The organism is Halomonas sp. A40-4 (genome assembly GCF_015767635.1).
Lineage (GTDB): Bacteria > Pseudomonadota > Gammaproteobacteria > Pseudomonadales > Halomonadaceae > Vreelandella > Vreelandella janggokensis.
Window position 1 is genome coordinate 1605736 of sequence record NZ_CP065230.1, and the last position, 20952, is coordinate 1626687.

Below are 20952 nucleotides of genomic sequence, written 5' to 3' on the forward strand. Positions count from 1 at the left end.
GTCGCATTAACTACGATTCCGCCAGCGCTGCCCGCCAACCATCACCAGGTGCAGCGGCAGGTAGACGGCTACCGGCCATATCAGCGCCAGTAGGAACAGATAAAGCACTGGGTCGAGGCTGTCTTGAGGTTGGCCAAAGGGCCCGTGTACCCAGTTGATATTACGGTCTGGGTCGGTGAGCAAGTAGGACAACGGCACCACGATCCAGGTCAGCAGGGTCTGCCACAGCAGGGCGCGGCGCGCGTAGCCCAGTTTCGCCACGCCGATGCCTGCCACCAGCGGGAGTACAACGTGATAAAGCGACATGGCCCGCGTCATGGGTGGGTGCTCGGGGTTGAACATGTACTCGGTGCCACCGATGGGGTGTACGCCGGTGAACGCCGCCGTCGCGACGTCAAACGTCCAGAGGCTACCGACCAGCGCCACTGCCAGCCACTGCATCGACATCAGGGTACGGTGCTCCGTCCAAAGCGCCACCAGCAACAGGAAGTTTGCCACGTTGCACAGCCAGAAGAAATTCTGGGGGCCCAGCAGCACTGCATAGCTCGGCGCCCAGATCAGGACCCACAACGAAAAGGCCAGCTTCAGCCATCGAGGCACACCCGCTACCGGGGAATCGGCCATGGTCGTCTCCTTGTTGGCTAGACAAATCAACGTCGCTAGTTCACGGCACCCTTACTTCTCCAGCTCATCCCGCCAGGAATGGCGCGGTGTAAAGCCGACCAGACGACGCGCTTTCTCAATGCTATAGAAGGTCTCGTGCTCGCCCATTTCCCGCTTGATCGGTACCCCTGAGTAGAAGCGTTCAATCACCTGGGCGTTTGTTAGCCCCACCGATAGATCGTCATTGGCGACGTTGAACACCTGGTAGCCCAGGCCGTCCGTCTTCAGGCAGCAATCGACCATCTGGCCCAGGTCGCGGGCGTCGATGTAGGCGAAGATGTTGCGACGGCGCAGCGCCGGGTTGTCCATGTAGGTCGGGAAATGCTGGCGGTACTCATGGGGCTCGATAACGTTATTGATGCGCAGGCCGTAGATATCGATACCCGAGCGTGCCTGGAAGGAGCGCGCGGTGACTTCGTTGACCACCTTGCTCATGGCGTAGCTGTCCTGGGGCACGGTGGGGTGCTCTTCATCGACCGGCAGGTAATCCGGTTGCACCTCGCCGTCGGCAAAACATACGCCGTAGGTCGTCTCGCTGGAGGCAAAAATCACCTTGGGAATACCCAGCTTGGTGGCGGCATCCAGTACGTTGTAAGTGCTCAAGGTGTTGATGCGATAGGTCTCGTTGTCCGGCCGGTGCAGGATGGCGGGTATCGCCGCAAAGTGGACAATGGCATCGTAGCGCGGCACGCCGGTGCCCGGTTCCAGCTCGTCCATTCCGGCGTAGGCGTGGCAGGCGTTGAACACCTGGCCAGCATCGGTGAGGTCTGTCTTCAGAGTGGTAATGCCGGGCACGTCGGATGTTGCCCAGTCCAGGTTGGTGACGCGGTGACCCTGGTCGCGAAGATAGGCGGTCGCATGGCGGCCCGCCTTGCCACTGCCACCGGTGAATAGAAGTCGCATAGGTATCCCTTGGTTAATGGTAAGCACCACATCACCTTAGCAAACAACGGCTAACCCCGCTGATTGATCACCTGGCTGTGCGCGTCATGACTAAATAGCATTGCGAAAACGCATCATCTGGCTGCCGTCGATGGGGTCGGCGAAGATATCGGCGTAGACACCAAAGGTCTGGCGTAGCCGGAATGCCGTCAGTACCTCTTTAGGCGGGCCGCTATCCACCAGGCGGCCGCCGTCCATTACGCCGATGCGGTCACACTCCATGGCGTGGTTCAGGTCGTGCAGCGAGATAATCACCGTAACCGGAAGCTGCCTGACCAGCTCAAGGATCGACAGCTGGTGGCGGATATCCAGATGGTTGGTGGGCTCATCGAGCAGCAGAATCTTGGGTTGCTGCGCCAATGCGCGGGCAATATGCACGCGCTGGCGCTCACCGCCGGAAAGCGTGTGCCAAAGCCGGTCGGCCATATGCGCCATATCGACATCGACCAGCGCCTGAACCACGATGGCATCATCTTCAGTTGACCAGGGGCGCAATGCGGTAAGAAAGGGCGTCCGGCCCAGCGCCACTACGTCACGCACGCTAATTCTATCGGTGGTATCAGCCTGTTGCTCGACTAAGGCAATAGACTGTGCAATCGCCCGCTGCTTGAGGTTGTGCAGGGGCTGGCTTCCCATTAGCACCTGTCCTGCTTTGGGTTTGTTCAAGCCTGCCAACAGGCGAAGTAGCGACGTTTTGCCCGAGCCGTTCGGCCCCACCAGGCCAAAGGTTTGGCCGGGCTCGACGGCAAGGTTAATGTCAATCAGTAGAGGCGTGCCATGCACTGACCAATCGAGTTTTTGAGCGGTTAACTGCATTAAGACCTCTTGCCGCGCACGAGAATGAGCGCAAAGGCAGGTGCGCCAATCAGTGAAGTAATCACCCCGATCGGTAGCACTTGGCCGGGGATCAGAGTGCGCGAAAGAATATCTGAGCCAATCAAAAAGACCGCCCCAGCAAGCGCCGTGGCTGGAACCAAACGCGTGTGTTGGCTACCTACGATAAAACGCATGGCATGGGGAATTACCAACCCAACAAAGCCAATCGCCCCCACAATAGACACCATCACCGCCGTGACCAGCGCCATGGCGATAATCAGCATGCCGCGCACCGGGCGCACCGCGATCCCCATGGAGGCGGCGCTGTCGGCACCGAAGGTAAAGGCATCCAGGGAGCGGCGGTGCCATAGGCAAACCAGTACCCCAAACAGCGCGGCAGGCACCGCCAAGGTCACATCGGCCCAGCGCACCCCGGAAAGATTGCCCATCAGCCAGAACATGATGCCCCGGGCCTGCTCGGCGCTCGCCGACTTGGTAATGATAAAAGCGGTCAGCGCATTGAACAGCTGTGAGCCTGCGATGCCTGCCAGAATAATCGCCCCCGCTGCCTGAACGCCGCGGCCACCCCCCACGCCGCTGTTGGCCGCATGGGCGAGCATCACCACGATACCAAAGGCGAGAAGGGCGCCCACAAAGGCACCCAGGGAGAGCGAAAGCGCCCCCGCGCCAAGGCCAGCGACGGCAACGGCCACCGCGCCGGTAGAGGCCCCAGCGGAAATGCCCATCAAGTAGGGGTCGGCCAAGGGATTGCGCAGCAGCGCCTGAAGCACGACCCCTGCCAGGGCCAGGCTGGTACCACAACAGGCAGCGACCACGGCGCGGCTAAGCCGGTAGTTCCAGATAATGCCTGCATCGATCCGGTCAACCGCATAATCCGCGCCCAGTAGCTGATTGGCGAGCACTTTGAGAATGGTATCAACGGGAATCGGTGTCTCGCCGATGGCGGTGCCCGCGATCAGCGCCACCACGAGCACCAGCGGCGTGATCCATAGCCAGCGCAGTGCAAAACCTGCCGTAGATAGACGCGTTAACGCAATGCTCATTCGTCAAATGCCATTGTCGCTAGCGCCTCGGCCAGTGTTTCAAGGCCGTAAATAGTGCGCATCGTGGCGCTCATGGCGTGGGCATCCATCTCTATGATGTGGTTGTTTTTAACCGCCGTCATTTCACGGGTAACCGGGTCACTGTGCAGAAACTCACGCTTGGCTTCAATGTCGTCGGCAGGAAAGCGACGGCGATCCATGCGAGCGATAACAAGCACATCGGGGTCAGCCCTGGCGATGCTCTCCCAGCCCACCGTGGGCCACTCCTCATCGGACTCGATCACATTGCGCATACCGAGCTTATCCATCATATAGCCCGGCGCGCCCAACTGACCCGCAACAAAGGGGCTAACCCCCAGGTCTGTCGATGAGAACCAGAATGCCGCTGACAAGTCTTCCGGTAAATCAAGGCTGCTCGCCAAGTCGATAGCGCGCTGTTCGCGGTCGTTCAGCTCTGCTACTAACGCCTCACCAGCGTCTTGAACGTCGTAGATCTTGGCTAACTCGGTGATCCCTTTATAGATGGAGTCCGTCGAGAAGGCGGCGGTGCGGGTGCCATCGCCGCCAGTAGAGTTATCCTTGGTGTCGCAGTCGGCGGGCATAATATAGGTGTTAATACCCAGCTCATGAAACTGTTCCCGGGTGGCGACGCTGCCGGTGGGGCCCACGTGCCACTCGTATTGTACCGCCACCAGATCAGGCCGTTTATTGACCACGGCCTCAAAGCTTGGGTCGTCGTTGGCGATCCGCTCGATCGCTTCATTGACCTCAGCAAACTGGGGCAGGACCGGGGTGAACCACACCGAGGTGCCATTCACTCGATCAGCGAGCCCCAGCGAATAGAGGATCTCCGTGGCTGACTGGCCTACCGTCACCGTTCGCTCCGGGGGCGACGCCACGCTGATCTCTACACCGCAATTGGTTAGCGTAAGCGGGTAGTCGGTGGAGGCGTAAGCCGCCTGGGCAAGGCCAACAGCGCTCGCGGCGATGGCCGTGGTCAATCTCAACATCATGTACACTCCCGTGCATGATGAGCTCCGCATTCGGCCAGAAAACACTGGCCGAGCCACTTCGCTCGATGTAAACAATATATCGGCAGTTCTCCTGACTGACGGGTCATGGCTAGCTCGCCTTCCCAGACAATGTGTCCAGTGGCATCAAAAAGCATCGCTCGCCGCCTACAGTTGCGGGGGCAGTTCCGTTTCGCGGCAAGCCGCGGCGGATTCTCTATTAAGTTCCGTGGGGAACACCGACACTGGCTATTCTAGGTGGCAGGGGGATAGCGAACAACACAAAGCCTAAGGATCTTATGAGACCTTATCATAAAAGCAATGTTATAACATTACATTTAGAAGACGTGTAAAAATCCAGCGGGATTCTTAGCGTCAGCTGATATACGCCTTCGCAAAGTTAATAGCTTGTAACAAATTGGCCTCGCCGCCATGCCTTCCTCTATACTGAACACCTTTTATATTCCCACTTCTTTATGAATGGTTTTATTATCCCTCAGCTAATTGCCATGAATCATATTCAAGTCTCGCAGCCATCAAATCAACTGGCGGATGTTGACCGGCTGACCGGCTTGGCCAGCACGGGAGGTGCCGGTGAGTGAGTTTCCCTTTGCGGCGGTGGTGGGCCAGGAAGCGCTGAAAACCGCGCTGATCCTTAATGCCATTAATCCGCGTATCGGTGGGGTGCTGGTTAGTGGGCCAAGAGGTAGCGCCAAGTCGACCTTGGCAAGGGCTCTGGCCGCTATTTTACCTGGCGATAGCGACGGGCAGCGTGCTCCTTTTGTGACTCTGCCCCTGGGCGCCAGTGAAGACAGGCTGGTCGGCAGTCTGGATCTGCAAAAGGTGCTGGCCAATGGCGAAGCCACCTTTCATGCCGGGCTGCTCGCTAAAGCCGATGGCGGCGTGCTGTATGTGGACGAGGTCAATCTGCTGCCGGATACACTGGTCGATTTGCTGCTGGATGTGGCCGCCAGCGGAACGAACATCGTCGAGCGCGACGGTATCAGCCACTCCCACCCGGCGCGCTTCAGCCTGATTGGCACCATGAACCCGGATGAAGGCGAGCTACGCCCGCAGTTGCTGGATCGTTTTGGGCTGTGTATCGACCAGGCCGCGAGCATCAGCGTGGAAGAACGTATCGCCATCGTCCAGCAGCGCGAAGCCTTTGACCGCGACCCTGCGGGGGCGGCCCGTGGCTTCGAGGAGGCCCAGGCCGCACTGACCGAGCGGATTCATCAGGCCCAGCGCCATCTGGTGGATGTCATTACCCCGTCATGGGTGTATCAGACCATCGCCTCGCGCTGTGAAACCGCCGGTGTGGAAGGGTTGCGAGCCGACGTCACCTGGCACCGCGCCGCTCGTGCCCACTCCGCCTGGCGCGGTGCAAGCGAAGTGGCGCAGCAGGATATCGATACCGTCGAGCCGTGGGTGCTGGACCATCGGCGCACCCAATCGCCCGAGCAAACCCCGCCGTCTTCGCCGCCGAAGGCACCACCTTCGGGAGGCGAGGGCGGTTCGTCATCAACGACTAATACGTCGACCAGCGGATCATCCGAGCAGCGCGGCGAACAGGGTCAGTGGGGCGCCATGCCGCCCCAGGCTCAGTCAACCATTCAGCAGGCAGTGCCTGAACTGGCGAATACGCCAAACGGTGTTGGTCAGGCGAAAACGGCGATGACTTCGGCGTCCGGTGAAAAAGGGCAGGTATCAGGCAAGGGACGCTCGCGGACTGAAACGTCCCGTCTGGACGGCTTTGGCACCCTGATCGCCAACCGCGGGCAGTGGCCCTGGCGAACGCTTAAAATGCGCAAGACACAGGCCGGGCAGCCAAGGGCGCACCTGGTACTGCTGGATACCTCCGGCTCCACCCTGGGGCAGCGCCTGCTGGGCCAGGCAAAGGGGCTTGTGGAAGCGCTGGTGCGCCAGGCCTACGCGGCACGCGAACAGGTCGCCGTCGTCGGGTTCGGCAACGGCGGCGTGGTGCCTCTGCTCTCCCGGCAACGTGCACCCAAGCGTGTAGAGGCGGCGCTGGAGGCCGCCACCGGCGGCGGCGGCACGCCGCTGCGCGAGGCGGTGATCGAGGCCAAACGTCTGATCCATCAGTGGCAGCGCCGCGAGCCCGGGCTGCACATCCGCACCTATCTGATTACCGACGGCCGTACCCGCGAATCCGTCGCCGACCTTGGCCCGCTGGGCGACTGCATCCTGCTGGATACCGAGTCATCGAAAATCAAGCGCGGCCAGGGCGCACGCATCGCCCAGCAACTGGGGGCGCGCTACGCGACACCTTTTTCTGGACAGGAAACGCCATGACTGACGATCGCCATACCCACCGCATGCAGCGCAAAAAGGACGTGGTCGACGAGCGCATCAGCCGCGCCACGGAAGAGCGCGGCGTGTTGATCCTGCTGAAAGGCAACGGCAAGGGCAAAAGCAGCTCGGCGCTTGGCACCATGGCGCGGGCGCTGGGTCACGGGCAGCGCTGCGCGGTGATCCAGTTTATCAAGGGCCGCCGTGAAACCGGCGAATACCTGTTTTTCCGCGACCAGCCCAACCTTGACTGGCACATCATGGGTCAGGGGTTTACCTGGGAAACCCAGGACCGCGAGCGCGATATTGAAGCTGCCCAGTCGGCCTGGGCGGTGGCCAAGGGTCTGCTCGAGAACCCCGACTACCACCTCATCGTCCTCGATGAAATGAGCTACATGTTCAAGTACGGCTATCTCGACCCGCTGCCGGTGGTCGAAGCGCTTAACCAACGTCCCGCGCATCAAAATGTGATCATTACCGGGCGCACCATGGCGACGCCGCTTCAGGAAATCGCCGACACCATCAGCACGGTGCAGGACGAGCGTCACGCCTTTCGTGGCGGTGTTAAAGCCCAGGCGGGGATCGAATACTGATGAGCACACCCACTGCAAGCTGCCCGGCGCTGTTTATTGCCGCGCCTTCTTCCGGGCAGGGCAAGACCACCTTTACCGCCGCGCTGGCCAGGGCGCTGCGCAACCAGGGCAAGGTGGTGCGCGTGTTTAAAACTGGCCCCGACTACCTGGACCCCCAGGTATTGGCCCAGGCCGCTGGCCAGCCGGTGGATCAACTGGACCTGTGGATGGCGGGCGACGCCTACTGCCGCCAACGCTTTTATGAAGCCGCCCAGACGGCGGACATGATCTTGGTCGAAGGCGCCATGGGGCTGTTTGACGGCGAGCCTTCCAGTGCCGACCTGGCCGCCCGGTTTGGCTTGCCCATGGTGGTGGTGATGGACGTCAAAGGCATGGCGCAGACCGCGGGCGCGCTGCTTGCGGGCCTTGCGGGCTTTCGCGACGATATCCGCATTGTCGGGCTTATCGCCAACAGTTGCGGCTCCGAGCGCCACCGCGAGCTGATCGAGACAACCCTGCCGACAGACATCCCGCTGCTGGCTGCCATTGCGCGTAACCCGGAGCTTTCACTGCCCGAACGCCATCTAGGACTGGTGCAGGCCGACGAGATTCGTGACGACCTGGAAGAACGCTTTGAAAAGGGCGCCCGTGTTATCGAGGCGGAAAACCTGCCGCAAACGCTACTCGCTCTGCCGCCGGTGACGTTTTACGCCGCGCCAGAAGTCGCCACGGCGTCGTTACCGTCGCTTGCCGGGCTTACCATTGGTGTAGCCAAAGACGCCGCGTTCAGCTTTATTTACCAGGCCAACCTGGACCTGCTCGAACAGATGGGCGCCAAGCTGCGCTTTTTCTCGCCGCTTACCGACAGCGCCTTGCCCAGCTGCGATGCGCTGTGGCTACCCGGGGGCTACCCGGAAATTCACGCCGCGACCCTGGCGGCGAATGCGGCCATGCACGCGGCGATCAGGCAGTTTTTTGCCGACGACAAACCGATTCTTGCCGAGTGCGGCGGGCTGCTTTATTGCCTGGAAACCCTGACCGACTACGACGACACCACCCACACCATGCTGGGCCTGCTACCAGGGCAGGGCGCGATGCGCGGACGGCGGGGCTGCCAGGGGATGCAAACCGCCGCGTTGCCCGAAGGCCCGGTGCGCGGCCATGCCCACCACCGTTCGATGGCCGAGGGAACGCCTGAGCCCATCGCCCATGGCGAACGCCAGCGCCACCCCGCGCCGGGGGAGGCCATTTTTCGTGAGCGTGGATTGACGGCCACCTACTTGCACCTGTTTTTTGCCAACAACCCTGCCTCGATCGCGCTGCTGTTTAGCGGCAAAGCGTCGCCAGCGCGTCAGCCTATCGATTCTGAGGACGAGACCCATGCAGTTAAATAAGATACCCGCCACCGTGGTCACCGGCTTTTTGGGCAGCGGTAAAACCACCCTGCTGGCAAGCATTCTGCGCCAGGTCACCGGCAAGCGAATTGCCGTGATCGTCAATGAATTCGGCGAGCAGGACATCGACTCAAGCCTGCTGCGCGGCTGTGCCCTCGACTGCGAAGACGGTCAGGCGGTGGAAGGCGACGACAGCGGCATTTTCGAACTGGCCAACGGCTGTATCTGCTGCACCGTAGAAGAGGAATTTCTACCGGTGATGAAAAAGCTGGTCGCCCGCCGCGACGATATCGACCATATTCTGATCGAAACCAGCGGCCTGGCGCTGCCCAAGCCGCTGGTGCAGGCCTTCAACTGGCCGGAGGTGCGCCAGCACTGCACCGTCGATGCCATCATTACGGTGATCGATGGCCCCGCCGTGGCCTCTGGCCGCTATGCCAGCGATGTTGCCAAGGTAGAAGCCCAACGTCAGGCCGACGAAAGCCTGGATCACGACCCCAGCCTGCAGGAGCTGCTTGACGACCAGCTAAGCGCCGCCGATCTGGTGCTGGTCAGCAAGACGGACCTGCTCAGCCCGGACGACAAGGCGCGGGTCGAGGCGTTGATTCAGGCGCGTGTGCCGGAATCGGTGAAGTACCTGTTTGTCGACCAAACCCTGGCCACCAACACCGTACAGCTCGAAGCCCTGATGGGCATCGGGGCGGCCAGCGAAGCGAGTATTGACCTGATCACCAATCACCACGACAAGCATCACGCTGAGGGCGCGCATCACGACCATGCCCACGACAACTTTGATTCCTGCGTGATCAGCCTGGGCGAAGTCGACGGCGACCTGCTGGCGGCCAAGCTGCAGCACATTGTCAAAACCCAGGAGATCTACCGCGCCAAAGGCTTCGCGGCGATTCCCGGCAAGCCGATGCGCCGGGTGATCCAGGCCGTTGGTGAGCGTCTGGATGGCTACTTCGACCGCCTCTGGGCGGAAGGTGAAACGCGTCAAACCCAACTGGTCATCATTGGCAAGTCGCTGGACAGCGGCGCGCTGCGTGAAGCGCTTGCCGAAGCAGAGGTAACAACAGCCGCCTAATGCATCTTTTTGCCGCCAAACCCGGTGGCTTTGTTGATGATGATGGCATTGTCGATCTTCAACAAAGCCCCGCGGATGTCGTGATTCTCTCGGCCGCCGACAGCAACCTCTCGGCCCTGGCCCAGGCGATCGATCGCCTGGGCGAGCGCTATCCGTCGGTGCGTCTGGCCAACTGGATGAACCTGGTCAAGCCCGCCGCCTACGACCTCTACGAGGATCGGGTGCTGGAAAAGGCGCAGCTGGTGGTCGTGTCGATGCTGGGCGGCCAGGCCTACTGGCAATACGGCTACGAACGCCTGCTGGCCTGGCGGAATGCCAAGCCCGGCCGCCAGTTGATTCTGGTGCCCGGCTGCGACGCCCCGGACGATGCGCTGCTGGAAGCCTCGAGCGTCGACTATGACAGCGCCTATCGGGTATGGCGCTACCTGCGCGAAGGCGGCGTGGATAACGCCGAGCAGCTGCTGCGCTACCTGGGCAGCGAGTGCCTGGCGTTGCCCACCACCTGGAAGGAACCCAAGGTGGTGCCCGCGGCGGTGATCTATGCGCCAAGCGATGCCGCAAGCCAGACGGGGCGCCAGGTGATGAGCCTGAGCGAATGGCGGGCCAACCAGCAGCCGGAACGGCCGGTGTGCCTGCTGCTGTTCTACCGCAGCCACCTGCAGGGCGCCAATACCCTGGTCGTCGACGGCATGATCGAAGCGCTTAAAGGGCAGGGACTCGAGCCACTCGCCATCGCCGTTGCCTCCTTGAAAGAGGCCGACTGCATTGCGTTTATCAATCACCTGATCGAGCAGACCGGCGCCATGCTGGTGGTCAACACCACCAGCTTCTCGATCAACCGCAATTCCGACGACACCTACCCGCTGGGCGGGGCGATTCCCGAGAGCGTGTTCGTCGGCCAGCCGGTGATCCTGCAGGCGATTCTTTCCAGCAGCACCATGGAGGATTGGCAGGCCTCGGCCGCCGGGTTGAGAAGCCGCGATGTGGCGATGCAGATTGTACTGCCCGAAATGGACGGCCGGGTGATCACCCGTGCCGTGGGCTTCAAGGCGGAAGCGCTGTATAACGAACGCAGCCAGCTGTCGGTAACCCACCATGCCCTGCATCCCGAGCGTGCTGAATTTGTCGCCAAGCTGGCGCGCCGGTTCTGCCACCTGCGCACCACCCCCAATCACGCCAAACGGCTGGCGCTGGTGCTGGCCAATTACCCCAATCGCGATGGCCGGATTGGCAACGGCGTGGGGCTGGATACCCCGGCCTCAACGCTGCAGATATTAACCGCGCTGCAAACAGCGGGTTACCCGGTCAGCGACCTGCCCGACAGTGGCGATGACCTGATCCGCCTGCTGCAGGGGGCGGTAACCAATGACCGCAACGTCATCGACCAGCGCATGTGCTGGCAAAGCATTAGCGTTGACGACTACCTGGCCTGGTTTCAAACCCTGCCCGGTGAGTTGCAGGAAACGGTATGGACGCGTTGGGGCGCGCCCGCGGATGACCCCAAATGCCGTCAGGGGCGGCTGATGATCTCGGGTATCCGGCTGGGCGACACCTTCGTGGGTATCCAGCCCGAGCGCGACTTTATCGACGACCTGACCCAGTCCTACCACGATATGCAGCTGGCGCCGCCGCACAGCTACTTGGCGTTTTACTTCTGGCTGCGCGAGCACTATCAGGTGGAAGCGGTGATTCACGTGGGCAAGCACGGCAACCTTGAGTGGCTGCCGGGCAAAAGCAGCGCCTTGAGCGCCGACTGCTGGCCAGATATAGCGCTCGGCCCGGTGCCGCATTTCTACCCGTTTATCGTCAACGACCCGGGCGAGGGCGCCCAGGCCAAGCGGCGCAGCCAGGCGGTGATTATCGATCACCTGATGCCACCCCTGGCCCGCGCAGAGCTGTATGGCGACATGGCCAAACTGGAAGCGCTCACCGACGAATATTACCAGGCGCTGGATATGGACCCCCGGCGCGAGGCGTTAATCCGCGAGCAGATCCTTGAGCACCTGCGCGAGACCGGCATCGACCAGGAGTTGACCAAGGCGGTCGACAGCCAGGACGAAGCGCTGATCCTGAACGAGCTGGATACCTTCCTATGCGACATCAAGGAATCGCAGATTCGTCATGGCTTGCACGTGCTCGGCACGCTACCGCCAAAGGATAAAGTGGTCGGCACCTTGGTGGCGCTGCTGCGCTTGCCGAGAGGTGAAAGCATTGCCCAGCGCGGCTTGCTGCATAACCTGGCCGATGATCTGGCCCTGCAGGGCGAAGGCCAAGCGCCCTTTGACCCACTGATGGCCGATGCCGGCCCCTGGAACGGGCCTCGGCCGAACGTGCTACGCGAGCTGGATAGCGCCGCCTGGCGCAGCGGCAACGACACCCGCGAGCGGCTGGAAGCGTTGGCCCACCAACTGGTCGAGGCGTACGTGGTCGCGCCGGGCAGTCTGGAGACGTTGGCCGCCCAATATCCCGCGACCGCCGAGCAGCTGCGCTACGCCCGGGACCAGCTTTGGGTCGCGCTTCAGCAGAGCGCCGAGCTGGAAATCAGCTCGCTGCTGGAAGGCCTGGATGGCCTGTTTGTGCCGCCGGGGCCGAGTGGCGCCCCCAGCCGTGGGCGGCTGGATACGTTGCCCACCGGGCGCAATTTCTTCAGCGTGGACAACCGCTCGATTCCATCGCCCGCCGCCTGGACGCTGGGCGAAAAATCCGCCCAGGCGTTCGTTGAGCGCTACCTGCAGGATAACGGCGACTACCCCCGTCGCCTGGGACTCTCCATCTGGGGCACCGCCACCATGCGCACCGGTGGCGATGACATTGCTCAGGCCTTTGCGCTGATGGGCGTGCGCCCCATCTGGTCGCTGGGTTCCCAGCGGGTCATCGATATCGAGGTGATACCCTCGATGCTGCTCAACCGCCCGCGGGTGGACGTCACGCTGCGGGTTTCCGGCTTCTTCCGCGATGCCTTTCCCAACGTGATCCGGCTGTTCGATGCGGCGGTACAGGCGGTGGCCAGCTACGCCGAACCGGGCAACAGCAACACCATTCGTGATGCGGTGATGGCCCGCCAGCAGGTGCTGGAAAAGCAGGGGCTGAGTGTCGAGATGGCCGCCCAGCAGGCGGGCTATCGGATCTTTGGCAGCAAGCCGGGCGAGTACGGCACCGGCCTGAATCGGCTGATCGACAACGGCGCCTGGGAAAATGCCGATGACCTGGCTCAGGCCTACCTGGACAACGGCGCCTACGCCTACGGGCAGTTTGCCGAGTCTGGCACGGCCGCCCCGGATGCCTTCGAGCAGCAGCTTAAAGGCCTGGAAGCGGTGATGCAGAACCAGGATAACCGCGAGCACGATATCCTCGATTCCAACAGCTACTACGCCTTCCAGGGCGGTATGGCCAATGCCAGCCGCTCGCTGAGCGGCAAAACCCCGGATATCTACCACGCTGACCACGCCAACCCCGCCCAGCCCAAGATTCGCACGCTGAAAGAGGAGCTGGCCAAGGTGATTCGCTCGCGGGTGCTCAACCCCAAGTGGATCAACGCCATGCGCGAGCATGGCTATAAAGGCGGCTTCGAGATGGCGGCCACCATCGACTATCTATTCGCCTACGATGCCACCACCGACCTGGTCGCCGACTACCAGTACGCCCAGGTCACCGATGCGCTGGTGCTGGATGACGCCAATCAGCAGTTCCTGCGCGAGCATAACCCCTCGGCGCTGGAAGAAATGGCCGAACGCCTGCTCGAAGCCGCCCAGCGAGGCATGTGGCAGGCACCCGGTGAGCAGGGCGACGCGCTGAAAGACCTGCTGCTGGACATGGACGAGGCCAAGGAGGTCGCGGCGGATGTCGGCTGAGCCCCGCATCAAGGGCTGGTGCCCCGGTGCCTGGCAACCGATGGCAACCGGCGATGGTTTACTGGTGCGCGTGCGCCCACGGCTGGGCCAGCTTGAACGTGGCCAGGTGCTGGCGCTGTGCGACGCGGCGGAGGCCTACGGCAGCGGCTTGATCGAACTGACCAGCCGCGCCAATCTGCAATTGCGCGGCGTGACCGAGGCGAGCTGGCCCGCCCTGATGGAGACCCTGGTCGCCCATGAATTGATTGACGCCGACCCGGAAGCGGAGCGTCGTCCGCAAATTCTATTGGCCCCCGGCTGGCAAGCGGGGGACGATACCCATAAAATCGCCAGCGCGCTTGTCGACCGTTGGGCAGAGTTGCCGGTGGTGCCCGCCAAGGTCGGGATCGCCATTGATGCAGGCAAGGCGCCGGTGCTAGGCGATGCCTCGGCGGACTTTCGTATCGAGCGCGCCAATTCGGGCGGCCTGTTGGTGCGCGCCGACGGTTATTCGTTGGGCACCGCAGTGCGCTCGATTGACGCCGCCGTGGCGCAACTTATTCGCCTGCTGGCATGGTTTGTCGACAGTGGCGGCTGGGACAGCAAACGCATGCGGCGCCATCATGTGCCGCTGCCTGACTGGGCCCCGACCAACGCACGTCCCGCTGCAACGGGCAGCCAATTGCCTCTGGGCAAGCACGAACACGGCGCGGTGTATGGCCTGCCGTTTGGGCGGGTGCCTGCCAAGGTGCTCAGGACTGCGGTGACGCCTGCCGACGTTACCGCCTTGCAGGTGACGCCCTGGCGGCGTATCTGGGTCGCAGGCGCCAGCGTCGAAGTCATCGACGGGTTGATAACCGACGAACAGGACGCCCGCTTGCAGATTGATGCCTGCCCGGGCGCGCCTTATTGCGAGCAGGCCAGCGTGGCCACCCAGCCGCTTGCCGAGCGCCTGCGTGGGGTTACCCAAGGCTCGGTGCATGTATCCGGCTGCGCCAAGGGCTGCGCCCGGCGCTCACCGGCCGACGTGTGTTTGGTCGGCCAGGCCGGTAGATTTGACCTTATAATTAACGGCCGTGCCGATAGCACGCCGGTCAAGACAAACCTCACGGAGACTGAGGTAATCGCTTATTTGGAGAGTTTAGGTGCCCCACATTTATGAAACCGACGGCCCGGCGATTTACCGGGAGTCCTTTGCCACTATTCGCCGTGAAGCAGACCTGGGGCGGTTTTCTCACGATGAAGAGCCGATTGCCGTGCGCATGATTCATGCCGCCGGTCTGGTAGAGCTTGCCGCCTCGATACATTTTGCAGGCGATGTGGTCAGCCACGCCCGCAAAGCGCTCGAAGCCGGCGCACCGATTTTATGTGATGCCCGCATGGTATCAGAAGGCATCACGCGTAAACGCCTGCCCGCGGATAACCCGATTATCTGCACGCTGAATGACGAGCGCACGCCCGCACTGGCCAAAGAGATGGCCAACACCCGCTCGGCGGCGGCGCTTGAACTCTGGCGCCCGCACCTGGAAGGCGCGGTGGTGGCGATTGGCAACGCGCCCACGGCGTTGTTTCATCTGCTCAATATGCTCGAAGACCCTGACTGCCCGCGGCCCGCCGCGATTATTGGCTGCCCGGTGGGCTTTGTCGGCGCGGCGGAATCCAAACAGGCGCTCTGGGAGAGCCAGGTGAGCCCCTGCTGCACGGTGCAGGGACGTCTGGGCGGCAGCGCCGTGACCGTCGCCGCCCTCAATGCCATTGCGGACCGAACAGAATGACCCAGGGAATCATCTACGGGGTCGGCCTTGGCCCGGGAAGCCAGGACTTGATGAGCGTGCGCGCCGACCGCCTGATCCGCGGCGCCTCGCACGTGGCCTACTTTCGCAAGAAGGGGCGTACCGGGCATGCGCGCAGCATCGTCGAGGGCATGCTGGCCCCCGAGGTCACCGAGCTTGCCATGGAATACCCGGTGACCACGGAAATCCCCTTCGACGACCCGCGTTATAACGAGTTGCTGGCCAATTTTTACCAACGCAGCGTGGCGCTGCTGATCGAGCTGGCTGAGGCTGGGCGTGATGTGGTGGTACTTTGCGAAGGCGACCCGTTCTTCTACGGCTCCTTCATGCATCTTTATACCCGGCTACTGGACCACGTGCCGGTCTCCGTGGTGCCGGGGATCACCGGGATGTCGGCGGCCTGGACCGCCACCGGCCAGCCGATCACCTGGGGCGACGATATCCTCACGGTGGTCATGGCCACGCTGCCGGAGTCGTCCCTGGCCGAACGCATTGCCGAGACCGATGCGCTGGTGGTGATGAAAATCGGCCGCAACCTGGACAAACTGCGCCGGGCGCTTGCCCACGCCGGGCGCGAGGACGAAGCCTGGCTGATCGAATACGCCGCCATGCGCCAGGAACGGGTTCAGCCCTTCAAGGACGTGGGCGAGAGCGTGCCCTACTTCTCGATTGTGCTAATTCATGGCCATGGGAGGCGCCCATGAGCGGCTGGCTGAAAATCGTCGGCCTGGGGCCGGGCAGCGACACACTGGTAACGCCCGAGGTGTCGGCGGTGCTTGCCGAGGCCACCGATGTGGTGGGCTATGTGCCCTACGTGGAACGCGTCGCGCCCAGGGCGGGGCTTGTGCGCCATGGCTCGGACAACCGGGAAGAAATCCAGCGGGCCGAGCAGGCGCTGACGATGGCCTCTGACGGCCGTCGCGTGGCGGTGGTGTCCTCCGGCGATCCGGGCGTGTTTGCCATGGCCTCGGCGGTGTTTGAAGCCTTGGAAGCAGGCGATGCCCAGTGGCGCTCGCTGGACGTTCAGGTACTGCCGGGGATTTCCGCCATGCTGGCCGCCAGTGCCAGCGTCGGCGCGCCGCTGGGGCACGACTTCTGCTGCATTAATCTATCCGACAACCTCAAGCCCTGGGCGCTGATTGAAAAGCGCCTGCGCCTGGCCGCCGAGGCCGACTTTGCCATGGCGTTCTACAACCCGCGCTCCAGGGCGCGGCCAGAAGGCTTTGTGCGTACCCTGGAGGTGCTGCTTGACGCCTGCGGGCCGGAAAGGCTGATCATTTTTGCCCGCGCTGTCTCGACTCCGGATGAGTCGATTCGCGTGACCACCCTGGGCGAGGCGACGCCGGAGATGGCAGACATGCGCACCCTGGTCATCGTGGGTTCCAGCCAGACGCGGCGCATTGAAAGGCAAGGCCATGAACCGAGCGAACCCTGGGTTTATACCCCTCGCTCGGTGGGCGCCAAAAGCCAGGCCAGCACGTCATCTAGGGCGTGACATTCCCGGCGTGAGGGCAGCCTAGGCCGCTCGATCATCACCACCGGCAGGCCGAGCGTGCGGGCGGCGGTGAGTTTGGACACCGCGCCGTCGCCGCCGGCGTTTTTGCACACCAGACGCTCAACGGCGTGGTCCTTGAGCAAGGCCAGATCGCCCGACGTGGTAAACGGGCCGCGCGCGACGGTGATAGTCTGGTGGGGCAGCGGTATCGGCTGCTCGGGGTGATCGACCAGCCGCAGTACATAGTGATGCTGGGGCATCGCGGCAAAGGCTTCCAGGTGTTGGCGCCCGATGGCCAGCATGATGCGCTGGGGCGGGCTGTCCAACTGGTCCACTGCCTCGTCGATGCTGGCAGCGTGCGTCCAGTGATCGCCGGGCTGGGGTTGCCAGGCCGGGCGGGTGAATGCCATCAGGGGAATATCGCATTGCGCGGCAGCGGCCAGCGCGTGGCGGCTCATCTGCTCGGCGAAAGGGTGGGTCGCGTCAATCAGGTGGGTGATGCCCGCTTGCTTAAGGTAGTCGACCAGGCCAGCCACGCCGCCAAAACCGCCAACACGCGTCGGCAAGGGTTGCGGCTTGGGGCTGCTGACCCGCCCCGCATAACTATAGACGGCCGGGATCGAACGCTCAGCCAGCAGGCTGGCCAGGGCGCTGGCCTCTGAGGTTCCGCCAAGAATCAGGATGTTCATAGTGGTTAACGGTAACGAGGTTCCCTGGCTGACGATAATAGGCTGGGGGGAGAGTGGCACACAGGGTCTCACGGCGGCAAGCCGCGAGGCGCTCGAGCGTGCCGAGGTGGTGTTTGGCGCCCGCCGACATCTGCGCCTGCTTGCACCCCTGAGCACTGATCAAAGCGCCGATTTGAAAGCCGACTTGAAAACCAAGCTGCGTGAATGGCCGGTGCCGTTTGCCGACGGCATCCCCCAACTGCTTGCCGAGCGCGGCCGCCGCGTGGTGATGCTGGCCTCCGGCGACCCCTTCTGGTTTGGCGCGGGCACCTCCATCGTCAGCCACCTTGAGCCCCGGGAATGGCAGGCACTGCCGTCTCCCTCCACGTTCAGCCTGGCAGCCTCCCGCCTGGGCTGGCCGCTTCAGGACTGTACCTGCCTGGGCCTGCACGCCAAGCCGTTAACCCGCGTTCGCCCCTACCTGCATCCCGGCAGGCGCGTGCTGGTGTTGGTACGCGACGGTGACGCGGTAGCGGAGCTTGCCCAGTGGGTCTGCCAATTCGGCTTTGCAGACTCAAAACTGACGGTGCTGGAAGCCCTGGGCGGCGAGCACGAACGGGTGCGTGCCTTTCCGGCAGCGGCGACGCTTCCCGATGACATCACGCATCCGGTCGCGGTAGCGCTTGAGGTTGCAGGCGAAGGGCCCGCATTGCCGCTGACGCCTGGGTTACCTGATAGCTTTTTCGAGCACGACGGCCAGATCACCAAACAAGCCATTCGCGCCATGACCCTGGCCGCGCTGGCGCCCAAGCCCGGCGAGCGGCTATGGGATATCGGCACCGGCTCGGGCTCGATTGCCATTGAGTGGCTGCTCGCTCACCCGGATAATCAGGCGGTGGGCTTTGAGCAAAACGCAGAACGGGCAGCAAGAGCGCGCAGCAACGCAGAGAACCTGGGCGTTGATTGGCTTGAGGTCAAAGAGGGCAGCGCGCCGGACGTACTGAACGATACACCGCTGCCCGATGCGTTATTTATCGGCGGCGGGCTATCCCAAGCGCTGTTGGACGACCTATGGCAGCGCCTGCCCGAAGGGGTGCGCGTCGTCGCCAATGCGGTGACGCTGGAGTCCGAGGCGCTGCTGGCCCACTGGCACCAGCAGGCGGGCGGCGAACTGATGCGCCTGGAACTTGCCAACGCTGCCCTCATCGGCACCCGACGGGGATGGAAGGCCAGCTATCCGATCGTGCAGTGGCGGGGCGTTCGATGAAGGCGCAGACGCTGCATGTGGTTGGATTTGGCTTTCGCCGCGAGGCCACGCTTGCCTCCCTTGGTCAGGCGCTGGATCAGCTTGCCGAGCAGTACGGGGCTATTTACCAATACGGCGCTGGCGCTATCGATAAGCTGGCGGCGGCTCGTTCCATGCTGCCACTAGTCGAAGAGCTAGGACGACTGCGCAACATCGAAGTCATCACCGTAGCGGACGCCGAGCTGCCGACGGTGACAACGCTGACTCATTCCGCGCAAAGTTTACAAGCCCGAGGTACGGGCAGCGTGGCTGAGGCCGTGGCGCTGATAGCGGCGGGCCCAGGGGCAACGCTGCTAGGGCCTCGGATAATCTCAGCGGATAGGCAAGCCACCGCCGCCCTGGCGTTGTCAGAAGTACCAGAAGGAATCACCGAATGACCGTTCATTTCATCGGCGCCGGGCCAGGCGCCCCTGACCTGATCACGCTGCGCGGCCGCGACCTGATTGCCGCGAGCCCGGTGTGCCTCTATGCAGGTTCGCTGGTGCCGCAAGAACTGCTTGAACATTGCCCGCCAGGCGCTCACATCGTCAACACCGCGCCGTTGTCGCTGAACGAGATCATCCAGGAAATCCAGGCCGCCCACGCGGCAGAGCAGGATGTCGTGCGGCTGCACTCGGGGGATGTATCGGTATGGTCAGCGGTGGGGGAGCAGACCCGCCGCCTGCGTGCCCTCGAGATTCCCTACACCATCACCCCCGGCGTGCCCGCCTTTGCCGCCGCTGCGGCCAGCTTGGGCCAGGAGCTGACCCTGCCGGGCGTGGCGCAATCGGTGGTGCTGACGCGTACCTCCGGGCGCGCCAGCGCCATGCCGGACAACGAAACCCTGGCCAACTTTGCCCAAACCGGCGCGACACTGGCGATTCACCTGTCGATTCATAACCTCGCAAGCGTGGTGGCGTCGCTGACGCCGTACTACGGCGGTGACTGCCCCGTGGCCATTGTGTGGCGAGCCAGCTGGCCCGATGAAAAAATCATCAGAGGGCGCCTATCCACCATTGAGGCGTTGGCCGCCAACACGCTGCAACGCACGGCGTTGATTCTGGTGGGGCCGGTGCTTGAGAGCCAGGACTTCCAGGAAAGCGCGCTGTACGCCGTGGGCTACGATCGCCGTTTTCGGCCACAGTCCGCGGACTCGCCGTTTGCCAACCTGCCAGACGAGGAGGGCCCAGACGGATGACCACGCTTTCGCTGATCGGCATCGGCACGGGCAACCCAGACCACGTCACGCTTGCCGCCGTGCGCGCCCTCAACGACGCCGACCTGATCCTGCTGCCGCGCAAAGGCGAAGCCAAAAGCGACTTGGTCGACCTGCGCCGCCTGCTGTGCCAGACCCTGCTGCGCGAGCCCGAGCAGGCTCAAATCGTCGAGTTCGACCTGCCTAAGCGAGGCGAGCGGGGCGATTACCTGGGCGCCGTCGATGAATGGCATCACGCCATTGCCGAGGTGTGGGCGTCGCTGATAGCACACCACCTGCCCGAAGGCGGGCGGGTCGGCATGCTGATCTGGGGCGACCCCTCGCTTTACGACAGCAGCCTGCGCATCGCTGAACGCCTGTCTGCGGCCGGGCGGCAGGTAGACGTCGAGGTGGTACCCGGCATCACCAGCCTGCAGGTACTCACCGCCGAACATAAAATCCCGCTAAATTCCCTCGCCGAACCGGTACAAATCACCACCGGCCGCCGCCTGCGCGAGCGCGGCTGGCCAAGCGACGCCGCCACCGTCGCCGTGATGCTCGACAGCGGCGGAGCCTTTACCGCATTGCCTGCCGACGATACCTACATCTGGTGGGGCGCTTACCTGGGTATGGAAAAACAGTGCCTGATCAAAGGCTGGCTAAGCGAGGTCAGCGACGAGATCCTCCAGCGCCGCGCCAGCCTTCGCGAACAACACGGCTGGATCATGGATATTTACTTACTGGCCAAACAGCCGCTGATATGACGCCGGTATCAATGTGGAATGTTTTTCCATAAAATAACCGTATCCATTAAATGACTGCGTTATCAGG

At 62.9% G+C, this 20952-nt stretch carries 19 protein-coding genes and 1 riboswitch; of the genes, 13 read left to right on the forward strand and 6 right to left on the reverse strand.

The features are described from left to right. Positions 1-6: 6 nt before the first annotated feature. From IT895_RS07505 to IT895_RS07525, 5 genes are all read right to left on the reverse strand, one after another. Complete coding sequence (locus IT895_RS07505) at positions 7-624, reverse strand: hypothetical protein (protein ID WP_199285159.1); 618 nt, start codon at positions 622-624, stop codon at positions 7-9. A gap of 51 nt (positions 625-675) precedes the next feature. Beyond that, positions 676-1566, reverse strand: coding sequence for an NAD-dependent epimerase/dehydratase family protein (locus IT895_RS07510; protein ID WP_199285160.1), 891 nt, complete (start codon positions 1564-1566; stop codon positions 676-678). Between the two features lie 90 nt (positions 1567-1656). Then, entirely contained in the window at positions 1657-2421 is a 765-nt protein-coding gene (locus IT895_RS07515) for an ABC transporter ATP-binding protein (RefSeq protein ID WP_199285161.1), read from the reverse strand. Then, positions 2421-3485: a FecCD family ABC transporter permease gene (locus IT895_RS07520; RefSeq protein WP_066319060.1), complete on the reverse strand. Its 1065-nt coding sequence runs from the start codon at positions 3483-3485 to the stop codon at positions 2421-2423. The genes IT895_RS07515 and IT895_RS07520 overlap by 1 nt, the downstream gene beginning before the upstream one ends. Beyond that, the gene (locus tag IT895_RS07525) at positions 3482-4498 is read right to left on the reverse strand and encodes an ABC transporter substrate-binding protein (protein ID WP_066319062.1); all 1017 of its coding nucleotides are present in this window, start codon (positions 4496-4498) and stop codon (positions 3482-3484) included. The genes IT895_RS07520 and IT895_RS07525 overlap by 4 nt, the downstream gene beginning before the upstream one ends. A gap of 64 nt (positions 4499-4562) precedes the next feature. Further along, positions 4563-4754: riboswitch (cobalamin riboswitch) on the reverse strand. A 335-nt stretch (positions 4755-5089) separates the two neighbouring features. On the opposite strand from IT895_RS07525, the gene IT895_RS07530 reads away from it, so the two are divergent. Genes IT895_RS07530 through cobJ form a run of 9 tightly spaced genes read left to right on the forward strand, consistent with a single transcriptional unit; the run spans position 5090 to position 16973 of the window. Then, a complete protein-coding gene (locus IT895_RS07530) occupies positions 5090-6808 on the forward strand; it encodes an AAA family ATPase (protein WP_199285162.1) in 1719 nt (572 codons plus the stop codon). Beyond that, positions 6805-7398 carry a cob(I)yrinic acid a,c-diamide adenosyltransferase gene (gene cobO / locus IT895_RS07535; protein ID WP_074396058.1) on the forward strand — a complete coding sequence of 198 codons (594 nt, stop codon included), beginning with the start codon at positions 6805-6807 and terminating at the stop codon, positions 7396-7398. The genes IT895_RS07530 and cobO overlap by 4 nt, the downstream gene beginning before the upstream one ends. Then, positions 7398-8771 (forward strand): cobyrinate a,c-diamide synthase, encoded by a 1374-nt coding sequence (locus tag IT895_RS07540; RefSeq protein WP_085919572.1) that lies wholly within the window; start codon positions 7398-7400, stop codon positions 8769-8771. Before cobO ends, IT895_RS07540 begins: the two co-directional genes overlap by 1 nt. Further along, entirely contained in the window at positions 8758-9855 is a 1098-nt protein-coding gene (cobW, locus tag IT895_RS07545) for a cobalamin biosynthesis protein CobW (protein ID WP_085919573.1), read from the forward strand. The genes IT895_RS07540 and cobW overlap by 14 nt, the downstream gene beginning before the upstream one ends. Continuing rightward, positions 9855-13706 carry a cobaltochelatase subunit CobN gene (gene cobN, locus IT895_RS07550; protein WP_199285163.1) on the forward strand — a complete coding sequence of 1284 codons (3852 nt, stop codon included), beginning with the start codon at positions 9855-9857 and terminating at the stop codon, positions 13704-13706. The genes cobW and cobN overlap by 1 nt, the downstream gene beginning before the upstream one ends. Further along, positions 13696-14847: a cobalamin biosynthesis protein CobG gene (locus IT895_RS07555; RefSeq protein WP_199285164.1), complete on the forward strand. Its 1152-nt coding sequence runs from the start codon at positions 13696-13698 to the stop codon at positions 14845-14847. Before cobN ends, IT895_RS07555 begins: the two co-directional genes overlap by 11 nt. Continuing rightward, positions 14831-15460: a precorrin-8X methylmutase gene (locus IT895_RS07560; RefSeq protein WP_199285165.1), complete on the forward strand. Its 630-nt coding sequence runs from the start codon at positions 14831-14833 to the stop codon at positions 15458-15460. Before IT895_RS07555 ends, IT895_RS07560 begins: the two co-directional genes overlap by 17 nt. Then, complete coding sequence (gene cobI / locus IT895_RS07565; protein WP_085919577.1) at positions 15457-16182, forward strand: precorrin-2 C(20)-methyltransferase; 726 nt, start codon at positions 15457-15459, stop codon at positions 16180-16182. The genes IT895_RS07560 and cobI overlap by 4 nt, the downstream gene beginning before the upstream one ends. Further along, complete coding sequence (cobJ, locus tag IT895_RS07570; RefSeq protein WP_199285166.1) at positions 16179-16973, forward strand: precorrin-3B C(17)-methyltransferase; 795 nt, start codon at positions 16179-16181, stop codon at positions 16971-16973. The genes cobI and cobJ overlap by 4 nt, the downstream gene beginning before the upstream one ends. On the opposite strand, the gene IT895_RS07575 is transcribed toward cobJ, so the two are convergent. After that, on the reverse strand, positions 16916-17662 hold the full coding sequence (locus IT895_RS07575) for a cobalt-precorrin-6A reductase (RefSeq protein ID WP_199285167.1): 747 nt from the start codon (positions 17660-17662) through the stop codon (positions 16916-16918). The genes cobJ and IT895_RS07575 overlap by 58 nt on opposite strands. On the opposite strand from IT895_RS07575, the gene cbiE reads away from it, so the two are divergent. The 4 genes from cbiE to cobF are packed head-to-tail and all read left to right on the forward strand — an operon-like array spanning position 17655 to position 20885. Next, positions 17655-18908 (forward strand): precorrin-6y C5,15-methyltransferase (decarboxylating) subunit CbiE, encoded by a 1254-nt coding sequence (cbiE, locus tag IT895_RS07580; protein WP_199285168.1) that lies wholly within the window; start codon positions 17655-17657, stop codon positions 18906-18908. The genes IT895_RS07575 and cbiE overlap by 8 nt on opposite strands. Next, positions 18905-19324: a cobalamin biosynthesis protein gene (locus IT895_RS07585; protein WP_199285169.1), complete on the forward strand. Its 420-nt coding sequence runs from the start codon at positions 18905-18907 to the stop codon at positions 19322-19324. The genes cbiE and IT895_RS07585 overlap by 4 nt, the downstream gene beginning before the upstream one ends. Further along, positions 19321-20124: a precorrin-4 C(11)-methyltransferase gene (cobM, locus tag IT895_RS07590; protein WP_199285170.1), complete on the forward strand. Its 804-nt coding sequence runs from the start codon at positions 19321-19323 to the stop codon at positions 20122-20124. The genes IT895_RS07585 and cobM overlap by 4 nt, the downstream gene beginning before the upstream one ends. After that, on the forward strand, positions 20121-20885 hold the full coding sequence (gene cobF / locus IT895_RS07595) for a precorrin-6A synthase (deacetylating) (RefSeq protein ID WP_199285171.1): 765 nt from the start codon (positions 20121-20123) through the stop codon (positions 20883-20885). The genes cobM and cobF overlap by 4 nt, the downstream gene beginning before the upstream one ends. Positions 20886-20952: the final 67 nt, after the last annotated feature.